Source organism: Kineococcus anabasis (assembly GCF_054590795.1).
Genome location: NZ_BAAIHU010000003.1, coordinates 17,461 through 29,582 on the forward strand (window position 1 = coordinate 17,461; position 12,122 = coordinate 29,582).

9 protein-coding genes are annotated in these 12,122 nt (G+C 73.4%); 5 read left to right on the top strand and 4 right to left on the bottom strand.

Going from position 1 to position 12,122, the window contains the following annotated elements; all coding sequences use genetic code 11:
- The first annotated feature begins 192 nt into the window (after positions 1 to 192).
- The 4 genes from rpsF (at position 193) to rplI (ending at position 1,884) form a co-directional block, all read left to right on the top strand.
- Positions 193 to 489, top strand: a complete 297-nt coding sequence (rpsF, locus tag ACYQBY_RS07100; RefSeq protein WP_459643149.1) for a 30S ribosomal protein S6 — start codon at positions 193 to 195, stop codon at positions 487 to 489.
- Positions 489 to 1,058, top strand: coding sequence for a single-stranded DNA-binding protein (locus ACYQBY_RS07105; protein ID WP_459643150.1), 570 nt, complete (start codon positions 489 to 491; stop codon positions 1,056 to 1,058). Before rpsF ends, ACYQBY_RS07105 begins: the two co-directional genes overlap by 1 nt.
- 122 nt (positions 1,059 to 1,180) lie before the next feature.
- The gene (rpsR, locus tag ACYQBY_RS07110) at positions 1,181 to 1,417 is read left to right on the top strand and encodes a 30S ribosomal protein S18 (protein ID WP_459643151.1); all 237 of its coding nucleotides are present in this window, start codon (positions 1,181 to 1,183) and stop codon (positions 1,415 to 1,417) included.
- A 14-nt stretch (positions 1,418 to 1,431) separates the two neighbouring features.
- On the top strand, positions 1,432 to 1,884 hold the full coding sequence (rplI, locus tag ACYQBY_RS07115; protein WP_459643152.1) for a 50S ribosomal protein L9: 453 nt from the start codon (positions 1,432 to 1,434) through the stop codon (positions 1,882 to 1,884).
- A gap of 60 nt (positions 1,885 to 1,944) precedes the next feature.
- Here the strand turns inward: rplI and ACYQBY_RS07120 are convergent, their stop codons facing one another.
- Positions 1,945 to 3,324 carry an MATE family efflux transporter gene (locus tag ACYQBY_RS07120; protein ID WP_459643153.1) on the bottom strand — a complete coding sequence of 460 codons (1,380 nt, stop codon included), beginning with the start codon at positions 3,322 to 3,324 and terminating at the stop codon, positions 1,945 to 1,947.
- Positions 3,325 to 3,721: 397 nt separating this feature from the next.
- Between ACYQBY_RS07120 and ACYQBY_RS07125 the strand changes: the two genes are divergently transcribed.
- Positions 3,722 to 6,310: a replicative DNA helicase gene (locus ACYQBY_RS07125; protein ID WP_459643250.1), complete on the top strand. Its 2,589-nt coding sequence runs from the start codon at positions 3,722 to 3,724 to the stop codon at positions 6,308 to 6,310.
- Positions 6,311 to 6,410: 100 nt separating this feature from the next.
- Here the strand turns inward: ACYQBY_RS07125 and ACYQBY_RS07130 are convergent, their stop codons facing one another.
- The 3 genes from ACYQBY_RS07130 to ACYQBY_RS07140 form a co-directional block, all read right to left on the bottom strand.
- Positions 6,411 to 8,186, bottom strand: coding sequence for a S8 family serine peptidase (locus tag ACYQBY_RS07130; protein ID WP_459643154.1), 1,776 nt, complete (start codon positions 8,184 to 8,186; stop codon positions 6,411 to 6,413).
- A gap of 244 nt (positions 8,187 to 8,430) precedes the next feature.
- The gene (locus ACYQBY_RS07135) at positions 8,431 to 10,218 is read right to left on the bottom strand and encodes a S8 family serine peptidase (protein WP_459643155.1); all 1,788 of its coding nucleotides are present in this window, start codon (positions 10,216 to 10,218) and stop codon (positions 8,431 to 8,433) included.
- 115 nt (positions 10,219 to 10,333) lie between these two features.
- Positions 10,334 to 12,106, bottom strand: coding sequence for a S8 family serine peptidase (locus ACYQBY_RS07140; RefSeq protein ID WP_459643156.1), 1,773 nt, complete (start codon positions 12,104 to 12,106; stop codon positions 10,334 to 10,336).
- Positions 12,107 to 12,122 lie beyond the last annotated feature (16 nt).

A 12,122-nucleotide genomic window follows, 5' to 3' on the forward strand; every position in this document is an offset into this window, starting at 1 on the left:
CGACGCCGCACCCGGCGCCCGCGACGGGCACCGGGTGCGGCGTCGTGTCCGGGCCGGGCTCCGGGGGCGGGTAGGCTTGTGCGGTCCGCGTCCTGCGCCCGCCCTCCGCGGGTGGCGCCGGGAGGTCGGACAGCACGCACACCCTCCTGCCACGGAGAGACCGTGGCCGCCTGAGTCCGAAGGAGGTGGGGAATGAGCGCGCGTCACTACGAGCTCATGGTCATCCTCGACGCCGAGCTGGAGGAGCGCACCGTCGCTCCGTCGCTCGACCGGTTCCTGAACGTCGTCCGCCAGGGCGGCGGGTCGGTGGAGAAGGTCGACATCTGGGGCCGTCGTCGTCTGGCCTACGACATCAAGAAGAAGTCCGAGGGCATCTACGCCGTCGTCGACCTGCAGGCCGAGCCGGCCCTCGCGCAGGAGCTCGACCGCCAGCTGAACCTCAACGAGGCGGTGCTGCGGACCAAGCTGCTCCGCCCGGGCGCCCGCTGATGGCCGGCGAGACCGTCATCACGCTGGTCGGCAACCTCACGAACGACCCCGAGCTGCGCTTCACGCCGTCCGGTGCGGCGGTGGCCAACTTCACGGTGGCCTCCACGCCGCGCACGTTCGACCGCCAGTCCAACGACTGGAAGGACGGCGAGACGCTGTTCATGCGCTGCGCGGTGTGGCGCGAGGCGGCGGAGAACGTCGCCGAGTCCCTCACCCGCGGCACCCGGGTCATCGTGACCGGGCGCCTGCAGTCGCGCTCCTTCGAGACGAAGGAGGGCGAGAAGCGCACCGTCATCGAGATGCAGGTCGACGAGGTCGGCCCCTCCCTGCGCTACGCCAACGCGAAGGTGAACCGCACCTCCCGCGGCGGCGGCGGCGGGGGTGGTGGCGGCTTCGGCGGCGGTGGCAACGGTGGCGGTGGCGGTGGCGGCTGGGGCGGCGGCTCCGCCGGTTCCGGTGGCTCCGGTGGCGGGCAGCCGCAGGACGACCCGTGGGCGACCGGCCCGTCCGCCGGTGGCGGCGGCGGCGGCTGGGGCGGCGGCGCGTCCAACGACGAACCGCCGTTCTGACCGGCGCACCTGGGGAGCGCCGCCCCGGCCGGGGCGGCTGAACCACTCCGCGCCCAGCGCGACCAGTTCCACACCACCATCCCGGGACCGTTCCCGGGCTCTCACGAGAGGGGAGCACCACGATGGCCAAGGTGCCCGTGCGCAAGCCCAAGAAGAAGCAGAACCCGCTCAAGGCGGCGAAGATCGAGGCGGTGGACTACAAGGACACCGCGCTGCTGCGGAAGTTCATCTCCGACCGCGGCAAGATCCGCGCCCGCCGGGTGACCGGTGTGTCCGTGCAGGAGCAGCGCGAGATCGCCAAGGCGATCAAGAACGCCCGCGAGATGGCGCTGCTGCCCTACTCCAGCTCGGCTCGCTGAGAAGGGACGACGAGATGAAGCTCATCCTCACCCAAGAGGTGACCGGTCTCGGCGCTCCTGGTGACGTCGTCGAGGTCAAGGACGGCTACGGCCGCAACTTCCTGCTGCCCCGCAGCCTGGCCACCCCGTGGACCAAGGGCGGCGAGAAGCAGGTCGAGGCGATCCGCAAGGCGCGCCGCTCCCGCGAGATCGCCACGCTCGAGGAGGCCCAGCAGGTCAAGCAGTCCCTCGAGGCGCGCACCGTGCGCCTGTCGGCGCGCTCCGGCCAGGGTGGCCGCCTCTTCGGCGCGATCACCCCGGCGGACGTCGCCGAGGCCGTGGTCGCCGCCGGCGGCCCGTCCGTGGATAAGCGCAAGGTCGAGATCGCCCAGCCGATCAAGACCACCGGCACCTACAAGGTCGCCGTGCGCCTGCACACCGACGTCTCCGCGAAGGTGACCGTCGAGGTCCTCGCCGCGCAGGCCTGAGCAGCACCGCTGCTCCCGGCAGGGCCGGTCCCGCACCCGCGGGGCCGGCCCTGCGTCGTCTCACGCGCCCGTCACCATCCAGCCGGTGCCGCGCGCCCGCGCCGCCAGCGGCACGAGCCGGGCCGCCGTGAACCCCCAGGCGAAGGACACCCACAGCCACTGCAGGCCGCTGCGCCCGCGGGGCGCGAGCTCCAGCACGGCCAGCGCCGCCGGGGCGTACAGGGCCAGCACGAGCGCGCCCGTGGCGGCGAGGTAGCGCCCGTCCCCGGCCCCGATGAGGACGCCGTCGAGCACGAACACCCACCCGGCCAGGGGCAGCGCGAGCGCCGCGACGAGCAGCGCGGCCGCCAGGTCCGCCCGCACGGCGGGCGAGTCGCTGAACACGGCGGCGACGGCGTGCCGGGTGGGGACGAGGACGGCGCCCAGGGCCGCCCCCGCGGCGACACCCCAGACGACCATGCGCTGCACCGACCAGCGGACCCCGGCGGTGTCCCCGGCGCCCAGGGCCCGCCCGACGAGCGCCTGCGCCGCGATGGCGAGGGCGTCCAGGACGAGCGCGGTGGCCGTCCACACCGTCATCGCCACCTGGTGCGCGGCCATCGGCCCGTCGCCCTGCGCGGCGGCCACAGCCGTCGTCAGCAGCAGCGCCACCCGCAGGGTCAGGGTCCGCAGGAGCAGCGGCACGCCGCCGCGGGCGCTGCGCAGGATGCCCACCGGGTGGGGGCGCACGCCGGCCCCGGTGCGCCGCACGCCGCGCACGACGACGGCGGTGAGCACCAGGGCCATGAGCACCTGCGTGCCGGCGGTGCCCACCGCGGAGCCGGTGATGCCCCAGCCGAGCCCGTGGACGAGCACGACGTTCGCGACGGTGTTGACCACCGCCGCGCCCACCGCGACGGCCAGCGGGGTGCGGGTGTCCTGCAGGCCGCGCAGCACCCCCGTGGCGGCGAGCACGACGAGCATCGCGGGCAGGCCCGGCATGCTCCATCGCAGGTAGTCCACGGCGTAGGGCTCCACGGCCGCGGACGCCCCCAGGAGCCGCACCACCTGCGGGGCCGCCAGCGCACCCGCGGCCGCGACGGGCACCCCCAGGGCCAGGGCGAGCCACATCCCGTCCACGCCCCGGCCCAGGGCGCCGCGCAGGTCACCGGCCCCCACGCTGCGCGCGACGCTCGCGGTGGTGCCGTAGGCGAGGAAGACGAAGACGCTGACGCAGGCGGCGAGGGCGGCCCCCGCGATGCCCAGCCCGGCCAGCGGCAGGGTCCCCAGCCTGCCCACGACCACCGAGTCGGCGATGAGGAACAGGGGTTCGGCGACCAGCGCGCCGAGGGCGGGCACCGCCAGCCGGAGCACCTCCAGGTCACGGGCCGTGACCCGCGGTGAGAGCGGGGACGGGTACCTGCGCCCTCCTGTGCCGGGCGGTGTCTCGTCCACAGGCATTTCCCTCCTCCACACCTGGTGGACGGCGTTCATGCAGGTGAGGGCCGTCCGGAGCCCTCCGTCCACCGCCGGGCGCAAAGTTGTCCCCAGGGTTGTCCACCCCCTGTGCACAACGTCCCCAGGTGCGTCCACATGTTGTCAACGCCCCTGTGCACAGGCCCGCGGCGGCTCGCCGGGGTGTCGGTGGCGGCGCGTAGACATGTCCGCGGGGAGGGACACTGTCCCCAGAGCCGGGCGGCCTCCGGGGCGGCCCACCGCACGCGCGGGACGGCTCGGCGAGCGCAGGGAGTGGACGAGCGTGACGGCGGACCAGCAGGCCCCCGGCGGCACCCGGGGCGGCTCGGGCAGCGGCGGGCGGAAAGACCGCGGCCCCGGCAACAGCGAGCAGTACGACCGGATGCCCCCGCAGGACATCGCCGCGGAGCAGGGCGTCCTCGGCGGGATGCTGCTGTCCAAGGACGCCATCGCGGACGTCGTGGAGGTCCTCAAGGGCCCCGACTTCTACCGCCCCGCGCACGAGCTTGTCTACGAGGCGATCCTCGACCTCTACAGCCGCGGGGAGCCCGCGGACCCGGTCACCGTCTCCGCCGAGCTGACCAACCGCGGGGAGCTGACCCGCGTCGGCGGGGCGCCGTACCTGCACGACCTCATCTCCACGGTCCCCACGGCCGCCAACGCCGGGTACTACGCCCGCATCGTGCGCGAGCGCGCGGTGCTGCGCCGGCTCGTGGAGGCCGGGACGCGCATCGTGCAGATGGGCTACGCAGGCGAGGGCGACGTGGACGTCATCGTCAACCAGGCGCAGGCCGAGGTCTACCAGGTCACGGAGAAGCGGACCCGCGAGGACTACGCCCCCCTCGGTGACGTCATCGAGGGCGCGATCGACGAGATCGAGGCGTCCTCCCACCGCGGCGACGCGATGGTCGGCGTGCCCACCGGCTTCGCCGACCTCGACCAGCTCACCAACGGCCTGCACCCCGGGCAGATGATCGTCATCGCGGCGAGGCCGGCTGTAGGGAAGTCGACCCTCGGACTGGACATCGCCCGCGCCGCGTCGATCAAGCACGGCCTGGCGTCGGTCATCTTCTCCCTGGAGATGGGCCGCAACGAGATCACGATGCGTCTGCTGTCGGCGGAGGCGAAGATCCCGCTGCAGAACATGCGCAAGGGGACGATGCGCGAGGACGACTGGACGAAGCTGGCGCGCACGATGGGCCAGGTGTCCGAGGCGCCGCTGTTCATCGACGACAGCCCGAACATGTCGCTGATGGAGATCCGGTCGAAGTGCCGCCGGCTCAAGCAGCGCCACGACCTCAAGCTCGTCATCGTGGACTACCTGCAGCTGATGACCTCCGGCAAGCGGGTCGAGAGCCGCCAGCAGGAGGTGTCGGAGTTCTCCCGCGCGCTGAAGCTGCTCGCCAAGGAGATCGAGGTGCCGGTCATCGCGCTGTCGCAGCTCAACCGTGGCCCGGAACAGCGCACCGACAAGAAGCCGCAGATGAGCGACCTGCGCGAATCGGGATGCCTGACCGCCGACACCAGGGTTCTCCGCGCGGACACGGGCGCGGAGACGACGTTGGGGGAGCTGTTCGCCACGGGAGCGAAGGACGTTCCGGTGTGGGCGCTCGACGACTCCCTCCGCTACGTCCGCCGCCACCTCACCCACGTCTTCCGGACCGGCACCAAGCCGGTGTTCCGGCTGCGGCTGGCCTCGGGCAAGGAGGTGCGCGCCACGGCTAACCACCCGTTCCTCGCCTACGAGGGCTGGACGCCGCTGGGCGACCTGGTGCCGGGGAGTCGGATCGCTGTTCCCCGGCACGTGCCCGCGCCGGAGCAGGTGACCGGGTGGGACGACGACCGGGTGCTGTTGCTCGCCCACCTGATCGGTGATGGGTCGTTCGTGCGCCGGCAGCCGCTGCGCTACGCGAGCGTGGACGAGGCCAACCTGACGGCGGTCGCCGGTGCCGCGGCCGGTGCCTTCGGCATCTCGGCGGTGCGCGACGACCATGCCGCGGCACGGTGCACCAGTCTGCGGCTGCCGGCGCCGTACCGGTTGACCCACGGGCGCAGGAACCCGCTCGCGTCGTGGCTCGACGAACTCGGGCTGTTCGGGCTGCGCAGCCACGAGAAGTTCGTCCCCGGTCAGGTGTTCTCCCTGCCGAAGCGACAGATCGCCCTCTTCCTGCACCACCTGTGGGCCACCGACGGGTCGGTGACGGTGAACTCGTCGGGCCGGGGCGGGCGCATCTACTACGCCTCCACCAGCCGCCGCCTCGTGGAGGACGTCTCCCGGTTGCTGCTGCGGTTCGGCGTCTCCGCGCGGGTGCACCGTGCGACCGTCAAGGGAACGTATCGGCAGGGCTGGACCCTCGACGTGTCCGGCGCCGACGACCAGCGGCGTTTCCTGCAGGAGATCGGTGTCCACGGCACACGCGGGGAGAACGCGGAGCGTCTGCTCGGGATCGTCCGTGGACTGACGGCCAACCCGAACGTGGACACCGTGCCCCGGCAGGTCTGGGACCGCGTGCGCGAGGTGCTCGCCGAGCGGGGTATGACCCACCGTGAGTTCGCCGCGGCGATGGGCACGTCGTTCTGCGGCAGCGCGCTCTGGAAGCGCGCCCCGTCGCGTCAGCGGCTCGGCCGGGTCGCCGAGCTGCTGGGTGATGCGGAGCTGGAGGTGATGGCGGTGAACGACGTGCTGTGGGACGAGGTGGTCGCCGTCGAGCCGGACGGCGAGGAGGACGTCTACGACGCGACGGTGCTGGGCGGGCACAACTTCATCGCCGACGGTGTGGCCGTGCACAACTCCATCGAGCAAGATGCGGACATGGTGATCCTTCTCCACCGCGAGGACATGTACGAGAAGGAGAGCCCGCGCGCGGGTGAGGCGGACTTCATCGTCGCCAAGCACCGCAACGGCCCGACGGACACCATCACCGTCGCGTTCCAGGGGCACTACTCGCGTTTCGTGGACATGGCGACGTAGTTCCCCGCGCCGGGCCGCCGACAGGGAACCGCCGGCTCCACGACGACGGGCGCCACCGCGGAATCTCCCGTGGTGGCGCCCGTCGCGTCGTGGTGCCGGGTCAGCAGGTCTCGCCGGACCCCTTGAGCAGCGGGACGGCGCAGCCGGTGAGCGGGGCGGCGGTTGCCTCCAGCGGCTGGAACTGCTCGCCGGACCAGTGCCGCCCGGACCAGGAGCGCCCGGACCAGGACTTGCCGGACCAGGACCTGCCCGACCAGGAACGGCCGGACCAGGAGGACAGGGACAGCCCGGACCACATCGGCGCGGTGGGCTTGGAGACGGTGCCGAAGGTGGCCTCCGAGCCCTGGACGTACGTACCGCTCCAGTCGGCCTGGGCCCACGGCTTGCCGTTGAAGGTCCCGCCGTTCCAGGCGGTCTCCGCGGCGGCGGCCGTGGCGAGGGTGGAGGTGTTGACCGGGGCGCCCCAGACGTCGACCTCGCCGGTGAGGGGCTTGGTGTCGAGGATGAGGACCTGGCTGCCGCGGCTGGCCTCCAGGGTGCCCCTGCCGGTGCCGCCGGTCGACGGGTTGGACGCGGTGGGCGTGGCGGTGTTCATCGCCTTGGTGAGGTTGAGCTTGCCGGCGCCCTGCATGGCGGCGGTGGCGCCGGGGATGGGCGCGGCGCTGGAGGTGAGGATCTTCTTGACCTGCGCGGGGGTGAGACCGGGGCGCTGCTGCAGCAGGAGGGCGACGGCGCCGGAGACGACGGCGGCGGCCTGGCTGGTGCCGGTGCCCTTCATCCACCGCGAGCCCGTCGGGTTGGGGATCGCGTTGGACAGCACCGAGTTCGGGGCGCGCAGGCCGACGACCGCGGTGCCGGGGGCGACGAGGTCGGGGTTGCGGGTGCCGTTGCCGCGGGTGGAGTAGGAGGCGACGACGTCGTCGGCGGGGTCGACGGTGCCGCGGGGGTCGGTGGCGCCGACGGCGATGACCCAGGGGGAGTAGGCGGGGTTGTCCATGACGGTGCCGCCGGTGTTGCCGGTGGAGGCGACGACGACGATGCCCTTGCGGACGGCGACCTCGGCGGCGTAGGCGACGGGGTCGAGTGTCCAGGCCTGCTTGGAGTCGGTGCCGAAGGACAGGTTGAGAACCCGCAGGTTCATGCCGTTCGAGCGGTTCTCGACGCACCAGTTGATGGCGGCGATGACCTGGGAGACGTCGACGCCGCCGTTGACGTCGCCGACCTTGACGCTGACCACGCGGGCGTCGGGAGCCATGCCCTTCTCGGCCATCGGGTCGGTCCAGGAGAGCTGGCCCCCGTCGTCGCCGGCGATGAGGCTGCTCAGGTGCGTGCCGTGGCCGTAGCGGTCGATCTGCTTGGTGTTCGGGTCCTGGGAGTCCACGGACAGGTCGGGGCCGACGACGAGGCGACCGCTGCCGGCGACGGGGGTGACGCCGGAGTCGATGAGGGCCACGTCGATGCCGTTGCCGGTGTGGCCCATCCGCCACATCTCCCGCGCGCCGGTGGTGGTGGTGAGGTTCCACGGGCTGCCGGCGTCGGTGGTGGCGTCGTAGGTGGCGGTGGACAGGTGCACGGTGCCGTCGGGGGTGAGGGAGCGGACGGCGCCGGAGCCGCGCAGGCGGGCCGCCTCGGCATCGGTGGCGCGCACGACGACCTGCCCGAGGGCGGACAGCTCGGTCACGACCTCGGCGCCGGCCGCGCGGGCCGCGGCGGCGGTGGTGCCGGTGGTGACCTGGGAGGTCACCGCGATCCAGGTGCGCTCGGTACCGGGGGAGGCCTGGGCGGCGACGGGGGAGATCCCGGCTCCGGCGGCGGCGAGGGCGAACAGGGGCAGTGCCGCCAGCGTGCGCCGGCAGCGTGGGCCGAGAAGGATCATGTCACTCTCCGTAGTACTTCGGTTACTGCGTCTTGGTTGAAGCTACGACCTCCCGGGAGGTGTTCCGAAGCATCTCCTTGAAGTTTCACCCGGTTGCCGGGAGAGCTCGTCCCGGCTGTGCCGCAACCCTTCCCGGTGGAGCCGCGGGGTCGAGCCGGACGCACGGGAGGCGCCGTCGCGGTTGCCCCGCGACGGCGCCTCCCGTCCTGTCCTGTGCTCCCGGAACCACCCGCCGGGACGGGGCTCAGCAGCTGCCGCCCGGCCCGCTCACCAGCGGGACGGCGCACGTGGGCCCGGTGGCGCCGCCCGCGGGCTCGAACACCGCACCGCCGAAGGCGGATCCCGACCAGGAGCGCCCGGACCAGGAGCGCCCGGACCACGACTTGCCCGACCACGAGCGCCCGGACCAGGAACGCCCGGACCACGACGTCATGGACAGCCCCGACCACAGCGCGGCGTTCGGCAGGACGGCGGTGGCGTAGGTCATCTCCGCGCCCGGCACCGGGTCCTGGGTCCACCAGGTGGTCCCGGCCCAGGTGCGCCCGTTGAACGTCCCGCCGTTCCACGCCGACGCGGTGCTCGCCGCGGAGGCGAGCCTGCTCGTGCTGAACGCCGCCCCGAAGACGTCCTTCTCCCCCGTCAGCGGCACACCGTCGAGGATGAGGACCTGGCTGCCGCGGCTGGCCTCCAGGGTCCCGGTCCCCGTCCCACCGCTGGACGGGTTCGTCGCGTAGGGCGTGGCCGCATATCTCGCCCGGGCCAGGTTGAGCCGGCCCGCGCCCTGCGCGGCGGCCGTGGCGCCGGAGATCGACGTCGCGCTGTTCCGCAAGATCGCCTTGACCTGCGCGGGGGTGAGGTTCGGGCGCTGCTGGAGCAGCAGGGCGACGGCGCCGGAGACGACGGCGGCGGCCTGGCTGGTGCCGGTGCCCCGCATCCACCGCGAGCCCGTGGGGTTCGGGACGGCGGCGTCGAGGACGGAGCCGGGGGAGCGCAGCCCGACCAGGCCGGTGCCGGGGGCGACGAGGTCGGGGTTGCGGGTGCCGTTGCCGCGGGTGGAGTAGGAGGCGACGACGTCGTCGTACTCGGCGATCGTCCCGCGGGGGTCGGTGGCGCCGACGGCGATGACCCACGGGGAGTACGCGGGGTTGTCCATGACGGTGCCGCCGGTGTTGCCGGTGGACGCCACCACCACGATGCCCTTGCGGACGGCGACCTCCGCCGCGTAAGCCAGCGGGTCCAGGGTCCACGCCTGCCTGGAGTCGGTGCCGAAGGCGAGGTTGATGACGCGCAGGTTCAGGTTGTCGTTCCTGTGCTGCACGCACCAGTCGATGGCGGCGATGACCTGGGAGACGTCGACGCCGCCGTTGACGTCACCGACCTTGAGGCTGACGACGCGCGCGTCCGGGGCGATGCCCTTGTCCGTCTGCGAGTTCGTGTAGCGGACGGAGGAGCCGTCGTCCCCCGCGATGACCCCGGCCAGGTGCGTGCCGTGGCCGAACCTGTCGATGCGGCGGGCTCGCGGGTCCTGGGAGTCGAAGGACAGGTCGGGACCGATGACGAGCCGGGGGCCGTTCTGCACCGGCGTGACGCCCGTGTCGATGAGCGCGATGTCGATGCCGTTGCCGGTGTAGCCGGCCTCCCACATGTCGACGGCACCGGTGGACTCGGCGGTGTTGTAGGGGCTGCCGGTGTCGTAGTACGACTCGTACCAGCCGCTCGACATGTGCACGGCGGCGTCCGGGGTGAGGGAGCGGACGGTACCGCCGGCGCGCAGGCGGGCCGCCTCGGCGTCGGTGGCGCGCACCACGACCTGCCCGAGGGAGGCCAGTTCCGCGACGACGTCGGCGCCGGCGGTCCGGGCGGCGGCCGCGGTGGCGGCGGTGCCCGCGCCGTCGTGGGTGACGGCGATCCACTCGCGCTCGGGAGCCGTGGCCTGTGCGGCGACGGGGGCGGTGACCACCCCGGCCGCTGCGAGCGCGACCAGGGGTAGCGCCGCCACGAGCCGGCGGCAGCGGGGGCCGAGAACTGTCATGTCACACTCCGTGCCGCATCGATGAGTACTTCCAGGAGGAACTTCGGATGTCGCGGGACCCGGCCCGAGCATCCTGCCGAGGGTTCACCCGGTCGACGACGGGCTCCGCGGGGTTTCAGCAGGTGCGGCCGGAACCGCTGACCAGGGGGACGGCGCAGGTGGCGGCGGCCGTGGTGGTCTCCACGGGGGAGAACCGCTCGCCGGACCAGTGCCGCCCGGACCAGGAGCGCCCGGACCAGGACTTGCCGGACCACGAGCGGCCCGACCAGGACCGGCCCGACCAGGAGTTCAGGGTCAGGCCGGACCACATGGCCGCGGTGGGCCTGGCCGCCGTGGCGTACGTCATCTCCGTACCGGTCAGGGCGGTGGTCCAGTTCGCGCCGCCCCAGGTGGTGCCGTTGAAGGTCCCGCCGTTCCAGGCGGTCTCCGCGGCGGCGGCCGAGGCGAGGCCGGAGGTGCTGAACGGCCTGCCCCAGACGTCGATCTCGCCGGTGAGGGGCTTGGTGTCCAGGACGAGGACCTGGCTGCCGCGGCTGGCCTCCAGGGTCCCGGTTCCGGTGCCCGCCGTGGTGGGGTTCGCGGCGGTCGGGGTCGGGGTGTTCATCGCCCGGGCGAGGTCGAGCCGGCCGGCGCCCTGCATGGCGGCGGTGGCGCCGGGGACGGGGGTTGCGCTGTTCTTCAGGATGGCTTTGACCTGCGCGGGCGTCAGGCCGGGGCGCTGGTGCAGCAGGAGCGCGACGGCGCCGGAGACGACGGCGGCGGCCTGGCTGGTGCCCGACCCCTTCATCCACCGCGAGCCCGTGGGGTTCGGCACGGCGTCGGACAGGACGGAGCCGGGCGAGCGCAGGCTCACCACGCCCGTGCCGGGGGCGACGAGGTCGGGGTTGCGGGTGCCGTTGCCTCGGGTGGAGTAGGAGGCGACGACGTCGTCGGCGGGGTCGACGGTGCCGCGGGGGTCGGTGGCGCCGACGGCGATGACCCAGGGGGAGTAGGCGGGGTTGTCCATGACGGTGCCGCCGGTGTTTCCGGTGGAGGCGACGACGACGATGCCCTTGCGGACGGCGACCTCGGCGGCGTAGGCGACGGGGTCGAGTGTCCAGGCCTGCTTGGAGTCGGTGCCGAAGGACAGGTTGAGAACCCGCAGGTTCATGCCGTTCGAGCGGTTCTCGACGCACCAGTTGATGGCGGCGATGACCTGGGAGACGTCGACGCCGCCGTTGACGTCGCCGACCTTCACGCTCACGACGCGGGCGTCGGGCGCGATCCCTTTCTCCGCCATCGGGTCGGTGAACGACAGGCGGGTGCCGTCGTCGCCGGCGATGATCCCGGCGAGGTGGGTGCCGTGGCCGAAGCGGTCGGTCTGGCTGTCCGCGGAGTTCTGCGAGTCGAACGACAGGTCCGGTCCCAGGGCCACGCGCGCGCCGCCGGGAACCGGGGTGACGCCGGAGTCGATGAGGGCGACGTCGATGCCGTTGCCGGTGTGACCGCCCTTCCACATCTCCCGCGCGCCGGTGGTGGTGGTGAGGTTCCACGGGCTGCCGGCGTCGGTGGTGGCGTCGTAGGTGGCGGTGGACAGGTGCACGGTGGCGTCGGCGGTGAGCGAGCGCACGACGCCGGAGGTCCGCAGCCGGGCGGCCTCGGCGTCGGTGGCGCGCACGACGACCTGCCCGAGGGCGGACAGTTCCGTGACGGTGTCCGCGCCGGCGCTGCGGGCCGCTCCGGCGAGCGCACCGGTGCCGGTGCCCGCGGGGGCGACGGCGATCCAGGTGCGCTCGGGGCCGGGTGCGGCCTGTGCGGCGACGGGGGAGATCCCGGCTCCCGCGGCGGCGAGGGCGAACAGGGGCAGTGCCGCCAGCGTGCGCCGGGCGTGGGTGCCAAGAACTCTCATGTCACTCTCCGTGTGG

Excerpts from the sequence above, each read along its gene's own strand:
- rpsF (WP_459643149.1), top strand. The coding sequence starts at position 193 with ATGAGCGCGCGTCACTACGAGCTCATGGTCATCCTCGACGCCGAGCTG.
- ACYQBY_RS07105 (WP_459643150.1), top strand. The coding sequence starts at position 489 with ATGGCCGGCGAGACCGTCATCACGCTGGTCGGCAACCTCACGAACGAC.
- rpsR (WP_459643151.1), top strand. The coding sequence starts at position 1,181 with ATGGCCAAGGTGCCCGTGCGCAAGCCCAAGAAGAAGCAGAACCCGCTC.
- rplI (WP_459643152.1), top strand. The coding sequence starts at position 1,432 with ATGAAGCTCATCCTCACCCAAGAGGTGACCGGTCTCGGCGCTCCTGGT.
- ACYQBY_RS07120 (WP_459643153.1), bottom strand. The coding sequence starts at position 3,324 with ATGCCTGTGGACGAGACACCGCCCGGCACAGGAGGGCGCAGGTACCCG.
- ACYQBY_RS07125 (WP_459643250.1), top strand. The coding sequence starts at position 3,722 with ATGCCCCCGCAGGACATCGCCGCGGAGCAGGGCGTCCTCGGCGGGATG.
- ACYQBY_RS07130 (WP_459643154.1), bottom strand. The coding sequence starts at position 8,186 with ATGATCCTTCTCGGCCCACGCTGCCGGCGCACGCTGGCGGCACTGCCC.
- ACYQBY_RS07135 (WP_459643155.1), bottom strand. The coding sequence starts at position 10,218 with ATGACAGTTCTCGGCCCCCGCTGCCGCCGGCTCGTGGCGGCGCTACCC.
- ACYQBY_RS07140 (WP_459643156.1), bottom strand. The coding sequence starts at position 12,106 with ATGAGAGTTCTTGGCACCCACGCCCGGCGCACGCTGGCGGCACTGCCC.